Here is a 26,372-nt window from a genome sequence, read left to right as displayed (position 1 = left end):
CTGCCGAAGGCGGCTTTCCGTAATCTGCCGATGGGGACTCCAATGACGGATGCGTTCAGAGAAGCCCGAACTCCTTGGCGGCCTCAGACAGCGATCGTATCGGCCGCGGACCGATCTGCTCGATAACGATGGCGGCGGCAAGATTGCCGAGCTTGGCGCAATCTTCCAGGCTGCGGCCTTTCGTGTAGCCGAAGAGAAAGCCGGCAGCGAAAAGATCGCCGGCGCCGGTCGTATCGACACGCTCCTCGATCGGATGAGCATCGACGACATAGCGCTCGTTGCCGCGCACGATGACGGCCCCATCCTTGCCCGTCGTCACGGCGGCGATCTTGCAATCGGCCGCGATCAGAGCCAGCGCCTTTTCGAAATCGTCGGTCTCGTAGAGCGAGAGGGCTTCGTCACGATTGGCGAAGACGATATCGACGGTGCCGGACCGCATGAGATCGAGGAACTCGTGGCGGTAGCGGCCGACGCAGAAGCTGTCGGAGAGCGTCATCGACATTTCCCGGCCATGGGCGTGGGCGATGCGGGCGCATTCGCGGATCGCTTCCTTGGCGCGTGGCGGGTCCCAGAGATAGCCTTCGAAATAAGTCACCTTGGCATCGGCGACGACATCTTCCTCGACATCCTCGGGGCCAAGTTCGACGCAGGCGCCAAGATAGGTGTTCATGGAGCGCTCGCCATCCTCGGTGACGAAGATCATCGATCGGGCAGTCGGCGGGAAGGTGCCCTTCGCCTTGGTTTCGTAATGAACGCCCTGAGCGCGGATATCGTGGGCAAAGATTTCGCCGAGCTGGTCTTCGGCAACCTTGCCGAAATAAGCAGCCCTGCCGCCGAAATTCGCGATACCTGCCGCCGTGTTGCCGGCACTTCCGCCGGAAGCTTCCAGAGCCGGTCCCATGCGCGAATAGAGAAGCTCGGCGCGCTCAGCGTCTATGAGGTTCATCGCGGCTTTGGTGATCTTGTTGTCGATCAGGAACTGATCGTTGCAACGGGCGATAATGTCGACGATAGCATTGCCAACGGTCAGTACATCGAAGCGAGTCATCTATAGGAGGTCCCGGATCCTGGTGATAGCCGGTATCCGGTATTATCGGTTTTTCTGAAATTTTAAAGAAAAATCAGCGCCAGGGCGCTCAACCTGATTTCAATCAGTCATTCACCTGTCATTTTCCATCTTTAAATGCTTATCAGCGACTGGGATGGGAAGCTCGAAAGACTTCCGAGCCAGTTCGGGAAGGAATGATGCCTTCCGCCTCACCGGTACGCGGCCGACCACGGATGAACTGGCGGCATGTGCACCGGGAGGATCTCCCCTTGGGCGAGATCGACAAAGCGGGGCAAGTCGGCTTTTTCGTTTTTGCGGCTTTCCAGCCGCGGGCAAGCTGCTACAAGTTTCGGGTCCAACTCCTCGAAGCCATGATTTTCATACCCCGCATCCGGCATGTCCGAAATCCTCACCGACGTTCTTCCAATCTTCCTGCTGATTCTCGTCGGCTGGGTCATCGTTCGCACGGGGCTGCTGAAAGCCGATGTCGGTGAGGCGATGAGCGAGTTCGTCTTCAAGGTCGCGGTTCCGCTCCTGCTGTTCCGGACCATCGCCGAAGCGGATTTTCGCGGCGCTTCGCCGTTTCGATTGTGGATGGCCTATTTTTCCGGCGTCGCCGTCACCTGGGCTGCCGGCCACATCGTCGCGACGCGGCTCTTCGGGCGAGATGCGCGCATCGGCGTGCTCGCCGGCGTTTCCTCGGCTTTTGCCAATACGATCTTCATCGGCCTGCCGCTGGTCGGGCGCACGGTTGGGCCTGACGGCGTCATGGCGATGTCGATCCTGATTGCCGTGCATCTCCCAACGATGATGATCGCAGGCACGCTGCTGATGGAGCAGGCCGAGCGCAAGGAGAATGCCGGCGCCGGCCGCAGCACCGGCGAATTGCTGCGTCAGGTCGGCAGCAACCTCCTCCGCAATCCGCTCGTTATCGGGCTTTTCTGCGGTCTCATCGTCCATCTGACCAGCCTTCCTATCCCCGCAACACTCGGGACGGTCGTCGACAGCATCGCCAACATCGCCGGCCCGGCGGCGCTGATTTCGCTCGGAATGGCGCTGCACCAATATGGGCTGTCAGGCAATCTCGGCGTCACCAGCGTCATTGCCGCCTTCAAGCTTTTTCTGCTGCCGGCCTGCGTGCTGGCGGCCGGACTTCTTCTTGGCCTGAGCCCGGAATGGCGGGCCGCACTCGTCCTCACGGCAGCCGTTCCGACGGGTGTGAACGCCTGGCTGATTGCCAATCGCTTCGGCGTAGGCCACGGTCTCGCTGCTTCGGCGATTACCTTGACGACAGCGCTCGGCGCATTCTCGGTATCGCTCTGGGCCTATCTGCTCGGATAGCCGGCGTATGCCGCCGAGCGCCGAAGACGGGTTGAAGGTGTTCGACCTCGATCAGCGGACGCGCACGCGCCGGCACGCGATCTGAACGATGCAACACAAAACGCGGCCGTGATGGCCGCGTTTTCAATCGATCCGGTAATTGCCTCAGTTCGTCGCGGCGGGAGCGTTCGGGTCCGGCAGCGGCACCTGGGTATCGGCGAGCGTGCGCAGATAGGCGATCACGTTGGCGCGATCCTCTTCCTTCGGCAGGCCGGCAAAGCCCATCGCCGTTCCGGCTACGAATTTCTTCGGCGCGGCCAGGAAGTGATAGAGGTGATCATAGGTCCACTTTTCCGAACCGCCCTTGGAAAAATCCTTCATGCCGGACGAATAGGCAAAGCCCTCGTGCTGGGCAACCGGACGGTCGACAATACCCCAGAGATCGGGGCCGACCTTGTTCGGACCGCCCTTTTCTCCGGAATGACAGGCCTGACACTTCTTGAAGATCGCTTCGCCGGCCTTGACGTCAGCCTTCTGCAGGAGCTGAGCGATCGGCGTTTCCGCCTTGGCAGCCGCACCCTTATCACCGCCCGCAGCCGGTTCCTCGGTCGCGACGATAGCGAAACCGGGTTTTTCCGGCGTCTCTGAATGGAAAATAAATCCTGACGCGAGCGACACGGACTTCAACACGAACAGCGTGGCCAGAAGTGCCCCGACTCCCATGTTCACGTAGGATGAATTCATCTGCTATGCTCCCCTCGCCGCCAGCATCCTCGGCTGGCCCATCTTGAATTCGCGCGAAACCTATGTCTTTTGGCTGTTTCTTGCAACTCTGTAAACGGTCTCCACCATGAGACGTTTTGACACTTTTCCCTCGGGAATAGAAGGCCCAACAATGACAGATCTGAATTTAGACAAGACGCTGGTCCTCATTCCCGCCCGCATGGCCTCCACGCGCCTGCCGGGCAAGCCGCTCGCGGATATTTGCGGTCTGCCCATGATCGTACAGGTTGCCAAGCGGGCGCGCGAGGCGGCGATCGGTCGCATCGTCGTCGCCGTCGACCATGAGGATACCTATGCCGCAGTCGCCAATGCCGGCTTTGACGTTGTGATGACCGGGAAGGATCATCAATCGGGCTCGGACCGCATCTACGAGGCGCTGCAGGCCGTTGATCCGCAGGGCCGCGCCGAAATCGTCGTCAATGTGCAGGGGGATCTCCCCACCATCGATCCCGAGACCATTCGCGCCTCGCTGCGCCCGCTCAAAGATCCGGCCGTCGACATTGCGACGCTGACCGTCGAGATCAAGGACGAGGAAGAAAAGACGCTACCGAGCGTCGTCAAGGTCATCGGCTCGCCGATTTCCGAAAATCGCCTGCGCGCGCTCTACTTCACCCGCGCAACAGCGCCCTACGGCAAGGGGCCGCTCTATCACCATATCGGTCTCTACACCTATCGCCGCGCCGCTCTCGAAAAATTCGTCAAGGCCGGGCCCTCGCCGCTCGAGCTGCGCGAATCACTGGAGCAGTTGCGGGCGCTGGAAGCGGGCATGCGCATCGATGTCGAGATCGTTGACACGGTCCCGCTCGGTGTCGATACTCCCGCCGACCTCGAAAAGGCCAGAAGCATCCTCTCCGCCGCCGCTCTCTGACGGCATTCCCCCAAGGGCAGTCCCATGATTACCAAGACCAACAAGATCTCCTTCCAGGGCGAGTACGGCGCCAATTCCGATATGGCCAGCCGTGACATGTTCCCGACCATGGAGCCGCTGCCCTGCCAGACCTTCGAGGATGCCCTCACCGCCATCGAGAACGGCGACGCCGATCTCGGCATGATCCCGATCGAAAACACGATTGCCGGCCGTGTCGCCGATATCCATCATCTGCTGCCGGAATCGCGCCTGCATATCGTCGGCGAATATTTCATGCCGATCCGCTTCCAACTGATGGTGCTGCCCGGCGTGAAGAAAGAAGAGATCCGCACGGTCCACAGCCATATCCATGCGCTCGGACAATGCCGCAACATCGTGCGCGCCAACGGATGGAAGCCGGTCATCGCCGGCGATACGGCGGGGGCTGCCAAGCTGGTCAAGGAAACCGGCGACCGCAGCATGGCGGCGCTGGCGCCCCGGCTCGCGGCCGATCTCTACGGGCTGGAAATCATCGCCGAGAATGTCGAAGACACCGAAAACAACATGACGCGCTTCGTCATTCTGTCGCGCGACGAGGACTGGACGGAACGCAGCTCGCCGGACGAAAAGATCGTCACCACTTTCGTCTTCAACGTCCGCAACATTCCCGCCGCCCTCTACAAGGCGCTCGGCGGCTTTGCCACCAACGGCATCAACATGACGAAGCTCGAAAGCTATCAGCTCGGCGGCCGTTTTGTCGCAACGCAGTTCTATGCCGATATAGAGGGCCATCCTGCCGATGCGCATGTGCGCCGCGCGCTGGAGGAACTGCGCTTCTTCTCCGAAAAAGTCCGTATTCTCGGCGTCTACAAGGGCCACCCGACGCGGGGCGAACTTTAATACTCGGCACGAACCCGGGCCACCTAATGGTAAGATGCGGAGCTCGAAGAGCGAAGCCTCGAATCACGAGGGTGGGTGACGGTGCAATTTCCGCCTACTGGCTATCCTTCGGCCTTGGTCACAACCTCGATGCGATGCCCATCCGGATCGATGACGAAGGCGGCAAAATAAGTCGGACCATAATGCGGCCGGAGACCGGGCGGCCCGTTGTCCGCGCCATCATGAGCCAGTGCAACTGCATGGAAATGAACGACGCATCTCGATTCGGCGCAGCAAAGGCGAGATGGAAGCCCGCGCCTGGCGCATGAGCCTCTTCACCCCGCAATTTGATGGCGAACTTATCGCCGCCACCCGGCGGTCCATATCCGATCGCTTGCTCGGGATCGCCAGGATTCAAATCTTCCCAGACCCTGACATAGCCGAGCGGCGCGAATGCTGCGTCGTAGAAGGCGGCGGCTCTTTCGATATCGGATACACCAAACGAAATATGATGGAGCAATTTGCCCTCCCGCGCCTTTGGGTGCGTCGATCAGTTTCTTTTTGCAAATGTTGGGAGTCAACTCCGACGATTGGTGTGACTGCATCGCAAGCCACTTTGATGAAACGAACTCTAGCTGTCGCCGCTAGCCCCTCATCCGACCTCCTGAGCCTGCCGAAGGGCGGCCACCCTCTCCCCGCCTGCAGGGAGAAGGTGAGGTGAGGGGCAAGCCATTCGCGCGAGACTTACTTATCCGGCTCACAAACACGCAGTCGATGGCCATCGGGATCGAGCACAACGAAGGTCGGGCCGAAATCCATGGTCGTCAGCTCCTGCGCGATCGGCAGGCCGCGCGCCTTCCAGTCCCTGTAATGCTGCTCGACGGCGCCGGCGCCTTCGACCATGAAGCCCAATTCGCCGCGATTGCCGATGGCGGAGGGCTGGGGCTCGACGCTGCTGCGGCGCCAGAGGCCCAGACTTAAGCCGTTGTCGAGCGCGAAGGCGACGAAGTTCGGCGACGCGAATGCCGGCTCACGGCCGAAGAGATCGCGGTAGAACGGCGTGCTTTCGCTGGGATCCTTGACATAGAAGATGATGAGATTCGGGCTGGTCATTTCGATGGTCCTCTCGTTTGGGTGAATTTAAGGGCATGCGGATAGAAACCGGCGAACGGAGCAAAGTTCGCCGGGAGTGACTGTGTCATTGCCTGGTTGAATGCGTGCGGAGATGCGGTTCCAAAGCGTATTGCACCCTTTGGATCGGCGTCTTGCGCTCTGATCTTTGATTATGCGCAGGCGTTATCGCGAAGGCTGCGACGAGATCGCGCCGACAGCGTCAGTGCCGCATCCGATCTTCCTCTCGATACGGCGCACAACCATCGAGAAAGCCCAGATCCCGCTTCACGGAATCAGGCACCTCCTCGATATCGAGACGATTCCAGCGGCGGCTGAAATAGCCGAGCGCGACCTCGGAAAGGCGGGCCGGCCATGACCGAGGCTTGCCTCTGCGTCCCTCAACGCGCCCGCGATGCAGTTCTTTCGTTGTGAAGAAAACAGTGCCTGCCATGATCGGTCCTCCTTCCTGCTTGGATGGTGCCGATTATAGCCAAGCCTACTGACAGTTTCTGGCAGTAGCATTGCGTCGGACAATCAAGTGTGGGCAATGCCCTCTTTAGCTTGCCATTCTCTGGCAAGGGCGACGCGGCGGCGCGGATAGCGCGCCTCGAGCACCGCGAAATCGACAATGCGGTCGGCGCGGAAATGGCGAAAATCCTGACGCAGCTCGCACCAGGCCATGATGATGCGGGAATTGTCGAAATAGCCGAGCGCGAAGGGCCAGATGCGCCGGGTCGAGATGGCGCCGTTCACGTCGCCATAGGTCAGTTGCACCATGCGTTCGGTGCGGATCGCCTTGCGCATCAGCGAGAGATCGGCCTTGTCTTCCGTGATGCGGCGCGTGCCGACGACCACGGCGGCCTGATCGATGGCCTCGCGCATCTCGGCGGGCAGGACGGCAGCGATCTTGGCAAGCGCATCGGTTCCGGCGGCCGCCAGACGCGCGTCGGTCGCACGCGCCACCCATCTCGACCCCAGCACCAGCGCTTCGATCTCATCCTGCGAGAACATCATCGGCGGCAGCATGAAGCCGGGCTTCAGAATATAGCCGATGCCCGGTTCCCCCTCGATCATGGCGCCCTGGGACTGCAGGCTGGCAATATCACGATAGAGCGTGCGCAGACTGACGCCGGTTTCCTCCGCCAGAACGGCGCCGCTCACCGGACGACGATAGCGCCGCAGCGTCTGCAACAGCGTCAGCAATCGTTCGGAGCGGGCCATGGCAGGATAGTCCTAGCGCTTCCATTCCACCCAGTCGCGCATCAGGCGATGGGCGATGGCGCCCTTGGGTGGAGAGGTATTGCCCGATGCCGAGACGCGGTCGAGCATCGCAAGCGTCTCTTCCGGGGTGAACCAGCGGCAATCCTCAAGTTCCGCCTCATCCATATGGATTACCATCGACTTGGCTTCGGCATAGCAGCCGATCATGAGGGAATGCGGCATGGGCCAGGGCTGCGAGGCGTGATAGCGCACGCGGCCGATATGAATACCGGATTCCTCGAGTGTTTCGCGGCGCACCGCATTTTCGATGGTTTCGCCCGGCTCGACGAAACCCGCGAGACAGGAATACATGCCCGGCGCGAAATGATGGCTGCGGCCGAGGAGGCAGCGATTCCTTTCCTCATCGATGCCGAGCATGATGACGACCGGATCGGTGCGCGGGAAGATCATGTGTTCGCAGGCCGTGCAGACCCGCTTGTACCCGCCGATCCGGCTTTCCATCACCGAGCCGCAGCGGCCGCAGAAGCGGTTGTCGCCATTCCAGCGGATGAGGCTCATGCCTTGTGCGGCTTCGCCAAGGATTTCGCCTTCCAGCAGAAGATCGCGCCATAGAGCGCGCATGTCAGCCGGCTTATACTGGCTGGCAAGCTCGTCAGGATTGACGCGCACGGGCACGGCAAGCCGGGGTTCGCCGGTCTTGCGGTAGCCGAGGAGAACGGCCTCGTCCCAATTCGGATCGAGATCCTTCAACTCGTAGCGGGCAAACAGAGGGTCGAGCACCTGGCCATCATGCTTCAAGACAAGCCGGTCCTGAGCAAAGGCCAGGATGTGTGTGCCTTCCTTGGCGAGCGCCTGCTTGATCGATTCCTCGTCGCGATGCTCGGCATCCCGGTTGAGCTGGTTTTCCGCAAAAGCGGTGAGACTGCTGGCTTCCGGATGCGGGGCATCCGAGGAAAAGATGGAATGGCTCATTGTGAAAGCGTTTCCCGCAACTTGGCTATGAGGCTGTTCATGTCTTCGTCCGAATAAGGTTCCGCCCTGCCGTACCCCCAGACCGGGCCTGGCCAGTTGGCGTCACCTTCGAACCGCGCGATGACATGAACATGCAGCTGACGGACGATATTTCCAAGTGCCCCGACATTGATTTTTGCGGCACCCGTCACCGTCTTCAGGGCGCTTGCAACCTTATCCGTTTCGAAGGTCAGCAGGATCCGATCGAGCGGCGTCAACTCGAAAACTTCCGATTTGTCGGGCCGACGCGGGATCAGCACGAGCCACGGCCAGCGGCGATCCCTCATCAGCCGGACGTCGCAAAGGCCTGTGATGGTGACTGAAACGCTGTCATTCGCAAGACGATCGTCGAGCGTGAACTCCTTCAAGGGGACATCCTCCATTGTTTTATCAAATGTTTAGCAGTTTTTTTTGACCCTGGCTTGCTTTTGATGACGATATTGCCGATATGTGCATCCGGGAGGTTGGTGGTGGACGAGCCACTCGCCAACTGGGTCAGGTCCGGAAGGAAGCAGCCCTAACGAGCCCGGCACGGGTCATTCGTGCCAGCCTCCCACCACTCCGAAAGCAGACCCGGCTTTCCGGGCGACAAGCAGGGCGATGAGCGACACCGAGCGACAAGCAAAAGATGCCGCTTCGACCGGCACCGGTTACCGGGTGCTGGCCCGCAAATACAGACCCAAGGACTTCACGGATCTGATGGTCGGCCAGGAGCCGATGGTCCGTACGCTGACCAACGCGTTCGAAACCGGCCGCATCGCCCAGGCCTATATGCTGACCGGCGTGCGCGGCGTCGGCAAGACCACGACCGCCCGCATCCTCGCCCGTGCCCTCAACTACAAGACCGCTGACATCGATCGGCCTACGATCGACCTGCGCGAACCCGGCGACCATTGCCAGGCGATCATGGAAGGCCGGCACGTCGACGTCATCGAGATGGACGCCGCCTCGCATACCGGTATCGACGATATCCGGGAGATCATCGAGCAGGTGCGCTACCGGCCCGTCTCGGCGCGCTACAAGGTCTATATCATCGATGAAGTGCATATGCTGTCGACGGCCGCCTTCAACGGCCTGCTGAAGACGCTCGAAGAGCCGCCGGAGCATGTGAAGTTCATCTTTGCGACCACTGAAATCCGTAAAGTTCCCATCACGGTGCTGTCGCGTTGCCAGCGCTTCGATCTGCGCCGCATCAGCGCCTCCGATCTCGTCGGGCTCTTCGCCACCATAGCCGGCAAGGAGGGCATCGAGGCCGAGCCGGAAGCGCTCGCCATGATCGCCCGCGCCGCCGAAGGCTCGGCCCGCGACGGCCTGTCGCTGCTCGATCAGGCAATCGCCCATGGCAGCGGTTTCGTTGCCGCCGATGCCGTGCGCGCCATGCTCGGACTTGCCGACCGCGCCCGCATCGTCGATCTCTTCGGCCATGTCGTCAAAGGCGATGTCTCGGCGGCGCTTGCCGAATTCAACAGCCAGTACGAAGCCGGCGCCAATCCTGTCGTCGTGCTCACCGATCTTGCCGATTTCACCCATCTCGTGACCCGCCTCAAATATGTGCCCGATGCCGCCGATGATCCGTCGCTCAGCGAAGTCGAGCGCACGAAAGCGGCGGAATTCGCGCAAGGGGTCGCGGTGACAGCACTTTCCCGCATCTGGCAGATGCTTCTCAAGGGCATTACAGAGACGGAAAATGCCTCGCGTACCGCCGGCGCTGCGGAAATGGTGCTGATCCGGCTCGCGCATGCGGCTCATCTTCCGGCACCGGAGGATGCGGCACGCAGGCTCGCCGAATTGTCCGATGGGAATGGCGGCGCTCGTCCCTTGCCCTCTTCGAGCGGCGGCAATGGTGGCGGAGCAGTGTCATATCAGGGCAATACCGTGGCGCGTGCGGTCGAAACAACGGCATCCCGCCCCACGCCTTCCGCACCGGTCGCCATGCTGCGTGCCGTACCGAATACACAGCCGGATTCGCAACCTGTCGGACGCATCGAACCGAAACCCGTTGAGGCGCCGAAGCCGCTCGTGCCCGTTAATTCGATGGCCGATATCGCCGAGCTCGCCAGCCAGAAGCGCGATCCGAAGCTGAAGGCGCTGGTGCGCACTTTCGTGCGCCCGGTCAAGCTTGAGCCGGGAAGGCTCGATGTCAGCCTGACATCAGGTGCTCCCGGCACGCTCTTGAACGAGCTTGCCGTCAAGCTGAAGGAATGGACAGGCATCCACTGGATCGTCAGCCTCAGCCGCGAGGAAGGCCAGCCGACGCTTGTCGAGGCCGAGGCGAACGCCCAGAAGCAGCGGGTCGCCGATGCCCGGCAGGACCCCGATGTCGCGGCGATCCTGGCGCAATTTCCGGGCGCAAAGATCATAGACGTGCGGGTGCGGGCTCCCGAGACGGACGAAGAGGACGAAGCCGCGGCTCCGCCGGCAATCGCCGAATCTATCGATGGCGATATTCTACCCGGCGACGACATCGAATTCTAAGGCTAGGATGAATGCGGACGGAACCGCTTGGCTTGAAGCGGTTGACGACCATGACGACATATCCTGCCGCTCAAACAGAGACTTGCAGAAGAAGGACAAAGACGATGCGCGACATCATGGGCATGATGGGCAAAGTGAAGGAAATGCAGGCGAAGATGGAGAAGATGCAGTCGGAGATCGCCGACATTCGCGTCGAAGGCAAGGCCGGCGGCGGCCTCGTCAACGTCACCGTCAACGGCAAGGGACTTATGGTGGGCCTCAAGATCGACCCATCGCTCTTCAAGGAAGACGATGTCGAAATCCTCGAAGACCTGATCGTTGCCGCCAATAAGGATGCACAGGAAAAGGCCGAGGCGATCGCCGCGGAAAAGACCCGCGAACTGACCGCAGGCCTGCCGATCCCGCCCGGCTTCAAGCTGCCTTTCTGAGGCTGGACTATTTCTTTCAGCGTGCGGCCGCCTTGCGAATGAGATCGCGGCCGATCGCCTTCATGGGTTCGTTTCGCAGCACGAGCGACGTCGTCACCGCGCCATGACGGGCAATGGCATCGACGATGGTTTCAAGGTCCGATGGCGTCGGCACGAGAACCTTGAGCAGGAAGCAATCCTCGCCCGTCAGCCTCAGCACCTCGATAATCTCGGGCATTTCGGAAAATTGCTTCAGACAAGGCCGGATATGCTCGTGGGTGGTGCGCAGCCGGATGACGGCCATCATGCCGAGCCCGACGACAGCAGGATCGATGACGGCGCGGTAGCCGGCGATGACGCCGCGCTCCTCCAGCCGCTTCAGCCGTTCCGATGCCGCCGGCTGCGAGAGGCCGACACGGCGGCCGAGCTCGGATACGGAGATTCGCCCGTCCTGCTGCAGGGTTTCGACGATCGATAGATCCGTCGGATCCAGTCCTCTTTCGATAGTATCCATTGGTCGCCTTCAATTCATCGGTTGATATAAGTTTTATCCGATGGATTGCAATGTCAATCGGCATCCCGGCATGCCAGCTTTTCTCCGTGAGAGACCATGGAGAAAGGATTGAGATGAGCGATATCATCACGCTACCGGGGTTAGGCGGTTCGGGCGAAGGTCACTGGCAGACATTCTGGGAACGGGACGATCCGACCATACGACGTTTCCAGCCCTCAAGCTGGGACAGACCAATCCTTTCGGATTGGATTGCCGCGCTTGAGCGCGAAATCTCCCGCTCCAAAACGCCGCCGATCCTGATCGCCCACAGCCTTGCGTGTCAGTTGATCGCCCATTGGGCTCCTGTGAAGAAGACGGCGATTCTTGGCGTATTTATGGTTGCGGCCCCCGACCCTACGGGTGAGATCTACCTTGCCGAGGCCGGCAGTTTTGCCGATCCGCCACGACAGCGGCTGCCCTTTCCATCCCTGCTCGTCGCCAGCACCGACGATCCGTTCGGGTCCTTCGATCACGCGCGTCGCAGCGCCGAAAGCTGGGGCAGTGCCTTCGTCGATATCGGGCCGCGCGGCCATATCAATGCGGCATCCGGGCTGGGCGACTGGCCGGAAGGCAAGGGAATCTTCGGGCGTTTTCGTGCCCAGCTTGTCTGAACACAAATCCGCCATTTGGAAAAGCCGCGCCGGAGTGCTATTTCTGGCCCTTCTTCCAGATATCGTCTGACCTGCCTAACCGGAGGGAATGGGATGAGCCTATCGACGTTGCTTGTTTTTGCCGGCGCCCTGTTCATTGCGGCGGGATCGCCAGGACCGAACATCGCGGCACTCGTGGCGCGCGTACTCACAAAGGGGGCGAGCAACGTGCTGCCCTTCCTCTCCGGCATGTGGCTTGGCGAGGCGATCTGGTTGACCTGCGCCGTTGCCGGTCTTGCGACCATCGCCGAAACCTTCCACCTCGCCTTCGTGGCAATCAAATGGCTCGGCGTTGCCTATCTGCTCTATCTTGCCTGGAAGATGTGGTTTGCCTCCTCCGATACGACCGGAGAAGAGTTGCCGGACGAGCAATCGGCCACACGGCTCTTCCTTGCCGGCTTCACGGTCACCATGGGCAATCCCAAGATCATGGTATTCTACGTGGCGCTGCTGCCCTCGATCATCGATCTGCATGGCGTGACGGTTTCGGGCTGGGCCGAGCTGGTCGCGACGATGTTTGCGGTGCTCGTCGTCATCGATCTCTCCTGGGCGATGCTGGCGGCCAAAGCCAGGACCTTCCTGAAGAGCCGCCGCGCCGTGCGCATCGCCAACCGCGCCAGCGCCGGCACCATGGCGGGCGCGGCTGTCGCGATTGCCATGCGGTGATTTCAGAGTGCGTCGCCTTCGATGAGCGCGCGCAGCTTATGATGAATGGGCGCCGCCAGATAACGCGCCCGGTCCCGCGGTGACAATCGCCTGCCGAATGTCGCCATCACTTCCGGCATCGTCACCCTCTCGCCGGCATAAGGCCGGTAGGTGACCGGCATGTCACCGCTCACCGTGCCGCCTGCAAGAACGCGGCAATAGATGCCGGGGCGCCCGGCCCGGACGTAGCGCTTGACGAATTGCGGATCGCCCATCTTCGCTGCGAAGGTGGCGCAGGGAATACGCGCCGAGGTCACTTCCAAAACAAGATCGCCGGCTATGAATTGGTCGCCGACGGCGGCCTGGGAGTTGTCCAGGCCGTCGATGATGAGATTTTCGCCGAAGGCGCCCGGCTCCAGCTGGCGTCCGAGCTCGCTTGCCCACCAGTCCAGCGTCAGCGAACCCTCGACATAGACGGCCTGATCAGGGCCGCCATGATGCTTTCGATTGCAGATGGCATCCCCGAGCAGCCCCAGTTCGTCGATCATGACGGCACCGTTGACCGCGCGCTTGTTGATACCGGTCTTCGCTTTCTTGCCCGGCAGCGTTTCAGGAACACCGCGGCACACGGCGAGAATTTTCATCGATCAACCGTTCCTTCCGTGATTCCGTTCTTGAAGCTTATGAGCTAAAAGCCTCCCATGGCAAAGCGAGTCACCGGTCCCGAAATCGAAAAACTCATCCAGCTCCTGGCGAAAGTGCCGGGCCTCGGGCCGCGCTCGGCGCGCCGCGCGGCACTGCATCTCATCAAGAAAAAGGACCAGCTGCTCGGGCCGCTATCCCATGCCATGGGCGATGCCTATGATAAGGTGAAGATCTGCTCGCGCTGCGGCAATGTCGATACCGTCGATCCCTGCACCGTCTGCACCGACGACCGCCGCGACCAATCCGTCATCATCGTCGTCGAGGATGTCTCCGATCTCTGGGCCCTGGAACGGTCAGGCGCGATGAATGCCGCCTACCATGTCCTCGGCGGCGTCCTGTCGCCGCTCGACGGTGTCGGGCCTGACGATCTCAACATTCGCGGGCTGATCGCCCGCGTGAGTGAAGGCGATGTCCGCGAGATCATCATTGCCGTCAATGCAACGGTCGAGGGACAAACCACAGCACACTATATAACCGACCAGCTTGATGGCCTCGAGGTCAAGATCACCCGCCTTGCCCATGGCGTGCCTGTCGGCGGCGAGCTCGATTATCTCGACGAGGGCACGCTTGCGGCGGCGTTGAGGGCGCGGACGGCGATTTGAGAGCCGCAACAAAGGAAAGAGTATGAGGAGAGTTTTTACCCCCCTCTGTCAGCTTTCGCTGACATCTCCTCCACAAGGGGGGAGATTGGCGGCCCGCAGCGGCGATCTGCCTCAAACCAATATCCTGCCTGCAGATGCCGAGGGAAATTTTACGGATAGGGGCGGCGGCGAACTCCCAACAATCTCCCCCATAGTGAGGGAGATGTCGCGAAAGCGACAGAGGGGGGTATCAGCGGCTCGGCATGCGCAAAGGCTGCTTTCTCTTCTCTACATCCTCCTCCTCGCCCTCCTTCCCCTCCCCGCGCTCGCCGCCTCCAAAGCCGATGTCGAAGCGCAGTTTCAAACCTGGATCCAGAAGGATCTTCGGCCCGAGGCACGGAACGCCGGCATTTCCGATGCTACGTTCAAGGCCGCCTTCGCCGGCGTGACGCTGAACTGGGATCTGCCCGACCTTGAGCCGCCGGGCTTCCCGAAGCCGAAGCAGCAGGCGCAAACCCAGGCCGAATTCTCCTCCCCTGCTCCTTATTTCAACGAGGGGCGGCTGCAGAAACTCGCGGTAACCGGACGGAGCCTCGCCTCGCAATATGGGCCGGTGCTGCGGCGGATCGAGAAGACCTATGGCGTACCGGGGCCGATCCTGCTGGCGATCTGGGGCCGGGAGACCGGCTTCGGCATCGCCAAGCTCCCGAATTCCGCCATTCAGGTGCTGGCGACCAAGGCCTTCATGTCGACGCGCAAGGACATGTTCCGCAACGAGCTGATTGCCGGCCTTCGCATCCTCGAACATGGCGACGTCACGCCGGATCAGTTCAAGGGCTCCTGGGCCGGCGCCCTTGGCCAGCCGCAATTCATGCCGACCAATTATCTGAAATATGCCGTCGATTTCGATGGCGACGGCCACCGCAACATCTGGACCTCGGTGCCGGACACATTGGCATCCATCGCCAACTATATGGTTCAGAAGGGCTGGCAGCGCGGCCGTGGCTGGGGCTATGAGGTCGCGATCCCGCAAAACGTCTCCTGCGCGCAGGAAGGACCCGATCTCGCCAAGCCGATTTCGCAATGGGCCTCGCTCGGGATCGTGAGAGTTTCCGGCAAGGCATTTCCATCCGACGAGTTGCGGGCGAGCGGCATGATGCTGGTGCCGGCCGGCCGCGACGGGCCGGAATTCATCGTGACGCCGAATTTCTACGTCATCAAGGAATATAACAATTCCGACCTCTACGGCCTCTATATCGGCAATCTTGCCGACCGCATTGCCAATGGCGGCGGCGCCTTCCAGGAAAAATGGGGCGATGTCGGCAAGATGCTGCGTTCCGACGTCGCCAATATGCAGAAGGCTCTGGAGCGCAAGGGCTACGATGTCGGCGGCACGGACGGCCTGCCCGGCTATAAGACGCGGCGTTCGATCGGCCAGTGGCAGGAAAAGAGCGGCATGAAGCCTACCTGCTATCCCGATAGCTCCATGCTCGGCGTGCTAAAATAGCTGCGGAAAGGCTTTCGGCGCGAATGCCTTGCAATTTGCCGGAAAGAGGCTTATATCCGCTTCAAATTCTTGATCGTGTGATGAAGAGTGGGCCGCAAGGACCCGCTCTTTTTTATTAGCGCGATCTCCCAATGCATGAACAATGCGGAGTGAATGCTTGTCGGACGTGACAAACGCAGACAATACCAACGAACCCAGGCTGATCGTCGAAACCGGCCTTGATCAGCGTGTCGCCGCCATCATCGAGCCCGTCCTTGTGGGCATGGGCTTCCGTCTGGTGCGCGTGCGCCTCCTCAATCTGAACGGCCTGACGCTGCAGATCATGACCGAGCGCAACGACGGCACCATGACCGTCGAGGACTGCGAAGCGGTCTCCATGGCCATTTCTCCGGTCCTTGATGTGGAAGATCCGATCGATAAGGCGTATCATCTCGAAGTGTCTTCGCCGGGTATCGACCGCCCGATGGTGCGAAAGTCGGATTTCCAGCGCTGGATCGGCCACCTCGTCAAGTGCGAAACGTCGATTCTCGTCGAGAACCGCAAGCGTTTCCGCGGCAAGATCGTCGCCGTCGAGGCCGAGGGCTTCACGATCGAGCGCGATGAAGCGACCCGCGGCGAGGAGCAGAAGGTAACCATTCCGTTCAGCACGCTGGCCGAGGCCAAGCTGATCCTGACGGACGATCTCATCCGCGACGCGCTGCGCGCCGACAAGCTGGCGAAAGCCCAGGCAGCGAACCAGAACGAAGCGGACGACGAAGAAGAATAACCGATCAACGAACCGCCTGACGGAACGGGAAACCTGAAGGCAGGAAGACGGAGACTAAGAACAATGGCAGTCAGTGCGAACCGGCTAGAACTTCTGCAGATCGCAGATGCAGTGGCGCGCGAAAAGGTCATCGACCGCGAAATCGTGCTTGCCGCAATGGCGGATGCGATCCAGAAGGCCGCGCGCTCGCGTTATGGCACGGAATCGAACATCCGTGCCGACATCAACCCGAAGACGGGCGAGATTCGTCTGCAGCGTCTGCTCGAAGTGGTCGAGAAGGCCGAAGACTATTCCACGCAGATCCCGCTGGAACTGGCTCGCGACCGCAATCCGGACGCAGCCCTTGGCGATTTCATCGCCGATCCGCTGCCGCCGATGGATTTCGGCCGCATCGCCGCCCAGTCGGCCAAGCAGGTTATCGTGCAGAAGGTGCGCGAAGCCGAGCGTGACCGTCAGTTCGATGAATTCAAGGATCGTGTCGGCGAAATCGTCAATGGCACCGTCAAGCGCGTCGAATACGGCAACGTCATCGTCGATCTCGGCCGTGGCGAAGGCATCATCCGCCGCGACGAAATGATCCCGCGCGAAAACTTCCGCTACGGCGATCGCGTCCGCGCCTATGTCTACGACGTCCGCCGCGAGCAGCGCGGTCCGCAGATCTTCCTGTCGCGCACGCATCCGCAGTTCATGGTCAAGCTCTTCACCATGGAAGTGCCCGAAATCTATGACGGCATCATCCAGGTCAAGTCGGTTGCCCGCGATCCGGGTTCGCGCGCCAAGATCGCCGTTATCTCGAACGACTCGTCGATCGATCCGGTCGGCGCTTGCGTCGGTATGCGCGGTTCGCGCGTCCAGGCCGTCGTCGGCGAACTGCAGGGCGAAAAGATCGACATCATTCCCTGGTCCAGCGAGCCGGCGAACTTCGTCGTCAACGCGCTGCAGCCGGCCGAAGTCGCCAAGGTCGTTCTCGACGAAGATGCAGAGCGCATCGAAGTCGTGGTGCCGGACGAGCAGCTTTCGCTCGCCATCGGCCGCCGCGGCCAGAACGTCCGTCTTGCTTCGCAGCTGACCGGCTGGGATATCGACATCATGACGGAAGCCGAAGAATCGGAACGGCGTCAGAAGGAATTCAACGAGCGTACGAACCTGTTCATGGACGCGCTCGACGTCGATGAAATGGTCGGTCAGGTTCTGGCCTCGGAAGGCTTTGCCGCCGTCGAGGAACTGGCCTACGTCGATCTCGACGAAATCTCCTCGATCGACGGTTTCGACGAAGACACGGCACAGGAAATCCAGACCCGCGCCCGCGAATATCTTGAGAAGCTCGAGGCCGAGATGGACGAGAAGCGCAAGGCGCTCGGCGTCTCCGACGAGCTGCGTCAGATCAACGGCATGACCGCGCAGATGATGGTCGCCCTCGGCGAGGACGGCATCAAGACGATCGAGGACTTTGCCGGCTGCGCTGCCGACGACCTCGTCGGCTGGAGCGAACGCAAGAACGGCGAAACGAAGAAGTTCGAGGGCCTGTTCTCCAAGCTCGAAGTCTCGCGCGTCGAAGCCGAACAGATGGTCGTGCAGGCCCGCCTGCTCGCCGGCTGGATCACCGAAGCCGATCTCGCCGCCGAAGCCGAAGCGACATCGGAAGGTGAAGGCGAGGCCGAGCAGGAAACATGATGAGCGCAGAGGGGCCGAAGGCCGCGCCCGAGGACGACGATCTTTCGGGGGACGGCGCAAATGGCCGTATGTGCATCGTAACACGCGAAAGCGGATCGCCGGATGAGCTGATCCGCTTCGTCGCCGCTCCGGACGGAACAGTCGTTCCGGATCTGAAGCGGCAGCTGCCGGGACGCGGATGCTGGGTCAAGATCGACCGAGCACTCGTGGACAAGGCAGTGGCAAAGAAGTTGTTCTCCCGCGCCCTGAAGGCGGAGGTGACCGCGCCGAGCGATCTCGGCGCCACCGTCGACCGCCTTCTTGCGGCGCAACTGGCCGGGATGATGAACATGGCGCGCAAGGCGGGCCAGTTCGTATCCGGCTCGTCGAAGGTGGACGGCGCCGTTCGCAATGGCTCGGCACTTGCCGTGTTCCATGCGATGAACGCTGCCGCCGATGGCGTACGCAAGATCGATCAGGCAAGGAAGGCCTGGCATCTGGGCATGGAGACTGAAGCGGAAATACCGTCCTTCCGTGTCTTTACGGAGGCGGAAATGGACGAACTGATGGGCCAGAATGCTTTTATCCATGCCGCAGCGCTTGCAGGGCAGGCGGGTGAGGGTGTAGTGAAGCGCGCAAACCTGCTCGAACGGTACCGCAACGGCGGTCAGTCCCGGGCAACGGGCGGCGCTGGCCGGCGAAAACAATGACGCGGTCACCGGCCTTTGCCGGACGCCTCATTAAGGTACATGCATTGAACGACAGGGTCTGACGGACGTTTCCGTGCCCTGTCCGAAGGAACAGGAACGGAATGACCGACAATCAAGACGACAAGACGCTGAGTGTTTCGGGTAAGAAGACCCTCACCTTGAAGCCTTCAGGCGTAAACCAGGGCACCGTGCGCCAGGACATGGGCCGCGGTCGCACCAAGGCGGTCGTGGTTGAGACCCGTAAGCGCCGCCCGCTACGTCCTGAAGACGAAAAGCCAATCACGCCGGTAACGACATCAGCGCCGTCGGTGACGCGCGTCGCCGAGCCGACGCCGCAGCCCCCGCGCCCGCCGGCTCCGCGCATTCATCAGCCGGGCGGCCAGCAGCAGCGGCCGGCGCAATCCAACCAGGGCTATCAGCAGCGCCCGCAGCAGGAGCGCTCGTCGCGTCCGGTGGTTCTGAATCACCTGTCGGCCGACGAGATGGATGCCCGCCGCCGCGCGCTCGCCGAAGCCCAGGCCCGCGACGCCGCCGACGCCGTTCGTCGCGCCGAGGAAGAAGCGCGGCGCCGCCAGGAAGAGGAAGCACGCCGCATCGCCGAGCAGGCAGAAGCCGCCCGTCGCGCCGCCGAAGAGGCTGCCCGCGCCGCCGAAGCGAAGACGGAAACAGCAGCGGCCCCCGCGCCTGTCGAAGCTCCGAAGCCGGCGCCGCAGCCGACCGTCGCACGGCGTCCGGATGCTGCTCCGCAGTCTGTCCGCCCGAGCGCACCAGCGGCGGAAATACCCGCCAATCGCCGCCGCCCAGGCAATGAGGAAGAGGAAGGCCGTGGCCCGTCCCGCGGTGCTCCGATCCGTGGCAAGATCACGCGGCCTGAGCCGGCAAAGCCCGTTACCACGCGTCCGAAAACCGAGGACGAGCGCCGCCGCGGCAAGCTGACGGTTACCACTGCCGATGTCGACGAAGACGGCAACGCACGCGGCCGTTCGCTTTCGGCTATGCGCCGCCGCCAGGAGAAGTTCCGACGCAGCCAGATGCAGGAAACGCGCGAAAAGATCTCGCGTGAAGTCGTGCTGCCCGAGACCATCACCATTCAGGAACTGTCGCAGCGCATGTCCGAACGCGCCGTCGACGTCATCAAGTACCTGATGAAGGAAGGCCAGATGATGAAGCCCGGCGACGTGATCGACGCCGATCTGGCAGAGCTCATCGCCGGCGAATTCGGCCATACGGTCAAGCGCGTTTCGGAATCCGACGTCGAACAGGGCATCTTCAACGTTGCCGACGAGGAAGGCGAACTCGTTTCGCGTCCGCCTGTCGTCACCATCATGGGCCACGTCGACCACGGCAAAACCTCGCTGCTCGACGCCATCCGCCATGCAAACGTTGTCGCCGGCGAAGCCGGTGGCATCACCCAGCATATCGGCGCCTACCAGGTCGAGCACAACGGTCAGAAGATCACCTTCATCGACACCCCCGGTCACGCCGCCTTCACGGCGATGCGTGCCCGCGGCGCCCAGGCGACCGACATCGCGATCCTCGTGGTTGCGGCCGACGATAGCGTGATGCCGCAGACGATCGAATCGATCAATCACGCCAAGGCGGCGGGTGTCCCGATCATCGTGGCGATCAACAAGATCGATAAGCATGAGGCCAACCCGCAGAAGGTCCGCACGGAACTGCTGCAGCACGAAGTCTTCGTCGAATCGATGGGCGGTGAAGTGCTCGATGTGGAAGTCTCCGCGAAGAACCGCACCAATCTCGACAAGCTGCTCGAAGCCATCCTGCTGCAGGCGGAAATCCTTGACCTCAAGGCCAATCCGAACCGCACGGCGGAAGGCACCGTCATCGAAGCCCAGCTCGACCGCGGCCGCGGCTCGGTCGCCACCGTGCTCGTGCAGAAGGGCACGCTGCGTCCTGGCCAGATCGTCGTCGCCGGCGATCAGTGGGGCCGCGTTCGTGCGCTCGTCAACGACAAGGGTGAGCATGTGAAGGAAGCGGGCCCGGCCATGCCGGTCGAACTGCTCGGCCTTTCCGGCGCACCGCAGGCCGGCGACAAGTTCGCCGTCGTCGAAAACGAAAGCCGTGCCCGCGAAATCTCGGAATACCGTCAGCGCCTCACCCGCGACAAGGCAGCTGCTCGCCAGTCCGGCCAGCGCGGCTCGCTGGAGCAGATGATGTCGCAGCTGCAGACTTCGGGCATCAAGGAATTCCCGCTGGTCATCAAGGGCGACGTGCAGGGCTCGATCGAAGCCATTGCCGGCGCGCTGGAAAAGCTCGGCACCGACGAAGTGCGCGCCCGCATCGTCCATTCGGGCGTCGGCGGCGTAACCGAATCCGATATCTCGCTCGCCGGCGCATCCGACGCGGCGATCATCGGCTTCAACGTCCGTGCGAATGCCCAGGCCCGCACGCTGGCGGAGCGCGAAGGCATCGAGATCCGCTACTACAACATCATCTACGACCTGGTGGATGACGTGAAGGCGGCGATGTCGGGCCTGCTCTCTCCGGAGCGCCGCGAAACCTTCCTCGGCAATGCCGAAATCCTCGAGGTGTTCAACATCACGAAGGTCGGCAAGGTCGCGGGTTGCCGCGTTACCGAAGGCAAGGTGGAGCGTGGGGTCGGCGTCCGCCTCGTTCGCGACAACGTCGTCATCCACGAAGGCAAGCTCAAGACGCTCAAGCGCTTCAAGGACGAAGTCTCCGAGGTCAATATGGGCCAGGAATGCGGCATGGCCTTCGAGAACTACGAAGACATCCGCGTCGGCGATACGATCGAATGCTTCCGCGTTGAGCATATCACCCGCACGCTCTAAGCAACTTTTCGATTTGCTAGATATCAAAACCGCCGGCCGAAACCGGCGGTTTTTTCTTACGCGTCACGCGCAAGGAGAGCCGGTTCGAAGCCTTCGGGGCGCTCAAGATGCCGCTTTCACAAGGATTCGCGGCTTCTGGCGGGCAGCAAAACCTGTCCAGCCTTGACCTTTGCCCCGGATGGAGTCATTTGACCCGCTTTATCGCGTCCAAAGGACGCTGCTAACGGAACAACCATGACCAGACCAACTTCTTCCGCGCCTTCGCAGCGCATGCTTCGCGTCGGCGAGCAGGTGCGCTCAGCGATTACGCAGGTTCTGCAGCGCGGCGAAGTGCGCGACGAGCTGATCGAGCGCACCGTAATCTCCATTTCCGAAGTGCGCATGTCGCCCGATCTGAAGATCGCGACCGCCTTCGTAACCCCGCTTGGCGTCGCCGACCACGGCGCCGTCATCGAGGCGCTGAACCGCCATGCGAAATATATCCGCGGCCGCCTCGGTCCGCAGCTTCGCCAGATGAAGTATATGCCGGAAGTCCGCTTCCGCGACGATACGAGCTTCGACAATTACAAGAAGATCGACGCGCTTCTGCGCTCGCCCGAGGTCAGCCGCGATCTCGACGACGACAACGACCAAGATCAATAACAGAGACAGAGAATGTCCAAGCCACGCAAGTCCAAGGGCCGTCCGATTTCGGGCTGGCTCATCCTCGACAAGCCGGTGGATTTCGGCTCGACCGAAGCCGTTTCCAAAATCAAATGGCTGTTCAAGGCCCAGAAGGCCGGCCATGCCGGTACGCTCGATCCGCTCGCCTCCGGCATGCTGCCGATCGCGCTCGGCGACGCCACCAAGACGGTCCCCTATGTCATGGATGGCCGCAAGATCTATGAATTCACCGTGACTTGGGGCGAGGAACGCGCCTCCGACGACCTCGAAGGCGCCGTGACCGCCACCTCCGACAAACGTCCGAGCGAAGAGGCTATCCGCGCGTTGCTGCCGAATTATACGGGTGTCATCAACCAGATCCCGCCGCAGTTCTCCGCCATCAAGATATCGGGCGAACGAGCCTATGACCTGGCCCGCGAAGGCGAAACGGTCGAGATCCCTTCGCGCGAAGTCGAGATTTTCCGCCTGACGCTGCTTGCCTGCCCGGACGCCAATACGGCGCATTTCGAAGTGGAATGCGGCAAGGGCACCTATGTCCGCGCGCTCGCCCGCGATTTCGGCCGCGATCTTGGCTGCTACGGCCATATTTCCGGCCTGCGCCGCAGCTTCGTCGCGCCCTTTGCCGAGGAGACGATGGTGCCGCTTGCCGACCTCGTGGCTCTGGAAGAGATCGAGGATGCGGACGAACGGCTCGCAGCGCTCGATGCGCTCCTGATCGATACGGCGGAAGCTCTTTCTTCGCTGCCGCATCTCGTCATCAACGACGACCAGGCGCATCGCCTGAAGATGGGCAACCCGATCCTGGTGCGTGGCCGGGATGCGCCGGTTGCCGAGACCGAGGCCTATGCCACGGCACGCGGCAAGCTGATCGCCATCGGCGAGATCGGCCAGGGCGAATTTCGTCCGAAGCGGGTGTTTACCTAAAAAGGCCTTCTCTCCGACGGAGAGGAGGCAAAGACACGATGCTCTTCCCTTTGCGCTCCAAATGGTCTATAGGCAGCGCCAGCATCGGGCATGCCTGATTGCATTCGCGGCCAATGCTGGACGACATCCCGGCGTTTGGCGACTTCAATCTCCTCTCATAGAAAGGACCATCCGATGTCGATCACTGCTGAGCGCAAGGCTGCGCTGATCAAGGAATACGCTACCGCCGAAGGCGACACCGGTTCTCCGGAAGTCCAGGTTGCGATCCTGACCGAGCGCATCAACAACCTCACGGAACACTTCAAGGACCACAAGAAGGACAACCACTCCCGTCGTGGCCTCCTGACGATGGTTTCCAGCCGGCGCTCGCTTCTTGACTACCTCAAGAACAAAGACGAAGGCCGTTATACCAAGCTGATCACCAGCCTCGGTATCCGCCGCTAACGGAATTTCCGGCGGGCGTTCACCTGAACGCCCGCCGGATGCTTATGAAGGGTATGAACCCTTGAGACCAGTTTCCCTCGCGCCTTATGCCGGTGCGATGCGAGACCGACGGCAGGCCGGATGGGCCGGTGCTGCCAACAACAACCGTTGACCTGTCATGGGGCAGGATTGCCGGATGCTTTCAGCCGAAGCTTCATGCTTCGGCCGATCTTCGAAAGCCTCTCGTTGTCTTGCCCGTGATGCGTCACATTTCGTGCGGTCGAAGATGTGCCCTGCCGAATTCGTCGGCGACGGCGCCTTTTCCCGCATCATGCAAGGACAAGATATGTTCGATATCCATACCGTCGAAATCGAGTGGGCAGGCCGCCCGCTGAAGCTCGAAACCGGCAAGATCGCCCGCCAAGCCGATGGCGCCGTCGTTGCCACCTATGGCGAGACCGTGGTGCTTGCGACCGTGGTTTCCGCCAAGGCGCCGAAGCCGGGCCAGGACTTCTTCCCGCTCACCGTCAACTACCAGGAAAAGACCTACGCAGCCGGCAAGATCCCTGGCGGCTACTTCAAGCGCGAAGGACGCCCGAGCGAAAACGAAACGCTCGTTTCCCGCCTGATCGACCGCCCGATCCGCCCGCTCTTCCCGGAAGGCTACAAGAACGACACGCAGGTCGTCGTCACGGTCATCCAGCATGACCTCGAAAACGATCCGGACATCCTGGCCATGGTCGCGACCTCGGCAGCTCTGACGCTTTCCGGCATTCCCTTCATGGGCCCGATCGGCGGTGCCCGCGTCGGCTACATCAACGGCGAATACGTGCTGAACCCACATCTCGACGAGATGGACGAATCGAGCCTCGACCTCGTCGTCGCCGGCACGCAGGAAGCCGTTCTGATGGTCGAATCCGAAGCCAAGGAACTGCCTGAGGACATCATGCTCGGCGCCGTCATGTTCGGTCACCGCGGCTTCCAGCCCGTCATCGACGCGATCATCAAGCTCGCCGAAGTGGCTGCCAAGGAGCCCCGCGACTTCCAGCCGGAAGACTATTCCGAGCTCGAGAAGGAAATGCTCGGCCTCGCCGAAGCAGAACTGCGCGACGCCTACAAGATCACCCAGAAGGCCGATCGCTATGCCGCCGTCGACGCCGTCAAGGCCAAGGTGAAGGCGCACTTCCTGCCGGAGGAAGGCGAAGCCAAGTACACGGCCGAAGAAGTCGGCGCCATCTTCAAGCACCTGCAGGCGAAGATCGTTCGGTGGAACATTCTCGACACGTCCAGCCGCATCGACGGCCGCGACCTGCAGACGGTTCGCCCGATCGTTGCCGAAGTCGGCCTGCTGCCGCGCACGCACGGTTCCGCGCTCTTCACCCGCGGTGAGACGCAGGCAATCGTCGTTGCCACGCTCGGCACCGGCGAAGACGAGCAGTATGTCGACAGCCTGACCGGCATGTACAAAGAAAACTTCATGCTGCACTACAACTTCCCGCCCTACTCGGTCGGCGAAACTGGCCGCATGGGCTCCCCGGGCCGCCGCGAAATCGGGCATGGCAAGCTCGCATGGCGCGCCATCCACCCGATGCTGCCGTCGGCTGAACAGTTCCCCTACACGCTGCGCGTCGTCTCTGAGATCACCGAGTCCAACGGCTCTTCCTCGATGGCGACCGTCTGCGGCACCTCGCTGGCGCTGATGGATGCCGGCGTGCCGCTGGCAAAGCCGGTTGCCGGTATCGCCATGGGCCTGATCAAGGAAGAAGAGCGTTTCGCCGTTCTCTCCGACATCCTGGGTGACGAAGACCACCTCGGCGACATGGACTTCAAGGTTGCCGGCACGGAAGCAGGCATCACCTCGCTGCAGATGGACATCAAGATCGACGGCATCACCGAAGAGATCATGAAAGTCGCTCTGAACCAGGCAAAGGGTGGCCGCCTGCATATCCTCGGCGAAATGGCCAAGGCCATCTCCGAAAGCCGCGGCCAGCTCGGCGAATTCGCCCCGCGCATCGAAGTCATGAACATTCCGGTCGACAAGATCCGCGAAGTCATCGGCTCCGGCGGCAAGATCATCCGCGAAATCGTCGAGAAGACCGGCGCCAAGATCAACATCGAGGACGACGGCACCGTCAAGATCGCCTCCTCCTCCGGCAAGGAAATCGAAGCGGCCCGCAAGTGGATCCACTCGATTGTCGCCGAGCCGGAAGTCGGCCAGATCTACGAAGGCACCGTTGTCAAGACCGCCGATTTCGGCGCTTTCGTCAACTTCTTCGGCGCCCGTGACGGCCTCGTCCACATCTCGCAGCTCGCTTCCGAGCGCGTTGCCAAGACGCAGGACGTCGTCAAGGAAGGCGACAAGGTCTGGGTCAAGCTGCTCGGCTTCGACGAGCGCGGCAAGGTTCGCCTTTCCATGAAGGTCGTCGACCAAGCCACCGGCCAGGAAATCGCTACCGAAAAGAAGAAGGACGACGCGGCCGAATAAGCTGCGCCTTCATCCAAGTTCCGGGGCGCGGGATCTTTTCCGCGCCCTTTTTATATTGAAGAGGCTGGCGATTTCGGCTTTCCGAAATTCTGTGCCCAGCCCCTCACCCTAGCCCTCTCCCCGCATTGCGGGGAGAGGGCTAGGGTGAGGGGCAAGCACTAGGACAGACACCTGCCCGCAGGCCCAATCG

The 26,372-nt window shown here is 61.6% G+C and carries 27 protein-coding genes, 1 other RNA gene and 1 pseudogene; 18 read left to right on the top strand and 11 right to left on the bottom strand.

Annotation, left to right across the window (positions count from 1 at the left end; genetic code table 11):
- Positions 1-55: 55 nt before the first annotated feature.
- Both C7U61_RS00350 and C7U61_RS00345 read right to left on the bottom strand, forming a co-directional pair.
- Positions 56-1,048, bottom strand: a complete 993-nt coding sequence (locus C7U61_RS00350) for an adenosine kinase (RefSeq protein WP_106996179.1) — start codon at positions 1,046-1,048, stop codon at positions 56-58.
- Between the two features lie 209 nt (positions 1,049-1,257).
- The gene (locus C7U61_RS00345) at positions 1,258-1,446 is read right to left on the bottom strand and encodes a hypothetical protein (RefSeq protein ID WP_106996178.1); all 189 of its coding nucleotides are present in this window, start codon (positions 1,444-1,446) and stop codon (positions 1,258-1,260) included.
- Here C7U61_RS00345 and C7U61_RS00340 point away from each other — a divergent pair.
- Complete coding sequence (locus C7U61_RS00340; protein ID WP_106996177.1) at positions 1,445-2,389, top strand: AEC family transporter; 945 nt, start codon at positions 1,445-1,447, stop codon at positions 2,387-2,389. The two genes, C7U61_RS00345 and C7U61_RS00340, sit on opposite strands and share 2 nt — an antisense overlap.
- A 144-nt stretch (positions 2,390-2,533) precedes the next feature.
- Here C7U61_RS00340 and C7U61_RS00335 read toward each other — a convergent pair whose 3' ends face one another.
- On the bottom strand, positions 2,534-3,112 hold the full coding sequence (locus tag C7U61_RS00335; protein ID WP_106996176.1) for a cytochrome c family protein: 579 nt from the start codon (positions 3,110-3,112) through the stop codon (positions 2,534-2,536).
- Between the two features lie 151 nt (positions 3,113-3,263).
- Between C7U61_RS00335 and C7U61_RS00330 the strand changes: the two genes are divergently transcribed.
- Together C7U61_RS00330 and C7U61_RS00325 are read left to right on the top strand one after the other, a co-directional pair.
- Entirely contained in the window at positions 3,264-4,019 is a 756-nt protein-coding gene (locus tag C7U61_RS00330) for a 3-deoxy-manno-octulosonate cytidylyltransferase (protein WP_106996175.1), read from the top strand.
- A gap of 24 nt (positions 4,020-4,043) precedes the next feature.
- Positions 4,044-4,898, top strand: coding sequence for a prephenate dehydratase (locus tag C7U61_RS00325; RefSeq protein WP_106996174.1), 855 nt, complete (start codon positions 4,044-4,046; stop codon positions 4,896-4,898).
- 101 nt (positions 4,899-4,999) lie between these two features.
- On the opposite strand, the pseudogene C7U61_RS00320 reads toward C7U61_RS00325, so the two are convergent.
- The 6 genes and pseudogenes from C7U61_RS00320 to C7U61_RS00295 all read right to left on the bottom strand — a co-directional run bounded on the left by C7U61_RS00320 (position 5,000) and on the right by C7U61_RS00295 (position 8,590).
- A pseudogene (locus tag C7U61_RS00320) lies at positions 5,000-5,397 on the bottom strand (VOC family protein).
- Between the two features lie 224 nt (positions 5,398-5,621).
- The gene (locus C7U61_RS00315) at positions 5,622-5,990 is read right to left on the bottom strand and encodes a VOC family protein (RefSeq protein ID WP_069613607.1); all 369 of its coding nucleotides are present in this window, start codon (positions 5,988-5,990) and stop codon (positions 5,622-5,624) included.
- Positions 5,991-6,210: 220 nt separating this feature from the next.
- On the bottom strand, positions 6,211-6,441 hold the full coding sequence (locus C7U61_RS00310; protein WP_245410712.1) for a hypothetical protein: 231 nt from the start codon (positions 6,439-6,441) through the stop codon (positions 6,211-6,213).
- An 83-nt stretch (positions 6,442-6,524) separates the two neighbouring features.
- Entirely contained in the window at positions 6,525-7,211 is a 687-nt protein-coding gene (locus tag C7U61_RS00305) for a YafY family protein (protein ID WP_106996173.1), read from the bottom strand.
- 12 nt (positions 7,212-7,223) lie between these two features.
- Positions 7,224-8,183, bottom strand: coding sequence for an NAD(+) diphosphatase (gene nudC / locus C7U61_RS00300; protein WP_106996172.1), 960 nt, complete (start codon positions 8,181-8,183; stop codon positions 7,224-7,226).
- Complete coding sequence (locus C7U61_RS00295; protein WP_106996877.1) at positions 8,180-8,590, bottom strand: HIT family protein; 411 nt, start codon at positions 8,588-8,590, stop codon at positions 8,180-8,182. The genes nudC and C7U61_RS00295 overlap by 4 nt, the downstream gene beginning before the upstream one ends.
- 91 nt (positions 8,591-8,681) lie before the next feature.
- Between C7U61_RS00295 and ffs the strand changes: the two genes are divergently transcribed.
- The 3 genes from ffs (at position 8,682) to C7U61_RS00280 (ending at position 11,125) form a co-directional block, all read left to right on the top strand.
- Positions 8,682-8,779, top strand: an RNA gene (ffs, locus tag C7U61_RS00290) — signal recognition particle sRNA small type.
- Between the two features lie 43 nt (positions 8,780-8,822).
- Positions 8,823-10,697 (top strand): DNA polymerase III subunit gamma/tau, encoded by a 1,875-nt coding sequence (locus tag C7U61_RS00285; protein ID WP_106996171.1) that lies wholly within the window; start codon positions 8,823-8,825, stop codon positions 10,695-10,697.
- Positions 10,698-10,801: 104 nt separating this feature from the next.
- The gene (locus tag C7U61_RS00280) at positions 10,802-11,125 is read left to right on the top strand and encodes a YbaB/EbfC family nucleoid-associated protein (RefSeq protein ID WP_106996170.1); all 324 of its coding nucleotides are present in this window, start codon (positions 10,802-10,804) and stop codon (positions 11,123-11,125) included.
- A 16-nt stretch (positions 11,126-11,141) separates the two neighbouring features.
- On the opposite strand, the gene C7U61_RS00275 is transcribed toward C7U61_RS00280, so the two are convergent.
- Positions 11,142-11,618 carry an Lrp/AsnC family transcriptional regulator gene (locus tag C7U61_RS00275; protein WP_106996169.1) on the bottom strand — a complete coding sequence of 159 codons (477 nt, stop codon included), beginning with the start codon at positions 11,616-11,618 and terminating at the stop codon, positions 11,142-11,144.
- A 113-nt stretch (positions 11,619-11,731) separates the two neighbouring features.
- On the opposite strand from C7U61_RS00275, the gene C7U61_RS00270 reads away from it, so the two are divergent.
- Positions 11,732-12,268 carry an alpha/beta hydrolase gene (locus tag C7U61_RS00270; RefSeq protein ID WP_106996168.1) on the top strand — a complete coding sequence of 179 codons (537 nt, stop codon included), beginning with the start codon at positions 11,732-11,734 and terminating at the stop codon, positions 12,266-12,268.
- 93 nt (positions 12,269-12,361) lie between these two features.
- Positions 12,362-12,973 (top strand): LysE family translocator, encoded by a 612-nt coding sequence (locus tag C7U61_RS00265; protein ID WP_106996167.1) that lies wholly within the window; start codon positions 12,362-12,364, stop codon positions 12,971-12,973.
- A gap of 2 nt (positions 12,974-12,975) precedes the next feature.
- Here C7U61_RS00265 and C7U61_RS00260 read toward each other — a convergent pair whose 3' ends face one another.
- Positions 12,976-13,596, bottom strand: coding sequence for an MOSC domain-containing protein (locus C7U61_RS00260; RefSeq protein ID WP_106996166.1), 621 nt, complete (start codon positions 13,594-13,596; stop codon positions 12,976-12,978).
- A 57-nt stretch (positions 13,597-13,653) separates the two neighbouring features.
- Between C7U61_RS00260 and recR the strand changes: the two genes are divergently transcribed.
- The 10 genes from recR (at position 13,654) to pnp (ending at position 26,182) form a co-directional block, all read left to right on the top strand.
- Entirely contained in the window at positions 13,654-14,259 is a 606-nt protein-coding gene (recR, locus tag C7U61_RS00255) for a recombination mediator RecR (protein WP_106996165.1), read from the top strand.
- A gap of 202 nt (positions 14,260-14,461) precedes the next feature.
- Positions 14,462-15,745, top strand: a complete 1,284-nt coding sequence (locus tag C7U61_RS00250; protein ID WP_106996164.1) for a lytic murein transglycosylase — start codon at positions 14,462-14,464, stop codon at positions 15,743-15,745.
- 157 nt (positions 15,746-15,902) lie between these two features.
- The gene (gene rimP / locus C7U61_RS00245; protein ID WP_106996163.1) at positions 15,903-16,511 is read left to right on the top strand and encodes a ribosome maturation factor RimP; all 609 of its coding nucleotides are present in this window, start codon (positions 15,903-15,905) and stop codon (positions 16,509-16,511) included.
- A 63-nt stretch (positions 16,512-16,574) separates the two neighbouring features.
- On the top strand, positions 16,575-18,185 hold the full coding sequence (gene nusA, locus C7U61_RS00240; RefSeq protein WP_106996162.1) for a transcription termination factor NusA: 1,611 nt from the start codon (positions 16,575-16,577) through the stop codon (positions 18,183-18,185).
- Complete coding sequence (locus C7U61_RS00235) at positions 18,182-18,874, top strand: RNA-binding protein (protein WP_069613594.1); 693 nt, start codon at positions 18,182-18,184, stop codon at positions 18,872-18,874. The genes nusA and C7U61_RS00235 overlap by 4 nt, the downstream gene beginning before the upstream one ends.
- Before the next feature lie 101 nt (positions 18,875-18,975).
- Positions 18,976-21,687, top strand: a complete 2,712-nt coding sequence (gene infB, locus C7U61_RS00230; RefSeq protein ID WP_106996161.1) for a translation initiation factor IF-2 — start codon at positions 18,976-18,978, stop codon at positions 21,685-21,687.
- Positions 21,688-21,921: 234 nt separating this feature from the next.
- Positions 21,922-22,329, top strand: coding sequence for a 30S ribosome-binding factor RbfA (gene rbfA, locus C7U61_RS00225; protein ID WP_106996160.1), 408 nt, complete (start codon positions 21,922-21,924; stop codon positions 22,327-22,329).
- A 12-nt stretch (positions 22,330-22,341) separates the two neighbouring features.
- On the top strand, positions 22,342-23,274 hold the full coding sequence (gene truB / locus C7U61_RS00220) for a tRNA pseudouridine(55) synthase TruB (protein WP_106996159.1): 933 nt from the start codon (positions 22,342-22,344) through the stop codon (positions 23,272-23,274).
- A 174-nt stretch (positions 23,275-23,448) separates the two neighbouring features.
- Entirely contained in the window at positions 23,449-23,718 is a 270-nt protein-coding gene (rpsO, locus tag C7U61_RS00215) for a 30S ribosomal protein S15 (RefSeq protein WP_106996158.1), read from the top strand.
- 325 nt (positions 23,719-24,043) lie between these two features.
- Complete coding sequence (pnp, locus tag C7U61_RS00210) at positions 24,044-26,182, top strand: polyribonucleotide nucleotidyltransferase (RefSeq protein WP_106996876.1); 2,139 nt, start codon at positions 24,044-24,046, stop codon at positions 26,180-26,182.
- The last annotated feature ends 190 nt before the right edge of the window (positions 26,183-26,372 follow it).

The sequence above is a fragment of the Rhizobium sp. JAB6 genome (assembly GCF_003024605.1).
Taxonomy (GTDB): Bacteria; Pseudomonadota; Alphaproteobacteria; order Rhizobiales; family Rhizobiaceae; genus Rhizobium.
Note: the sequence above shows the minus strand (reverse complement) of the source record. Positions and strands in the feature narration are given on the sequence as shown.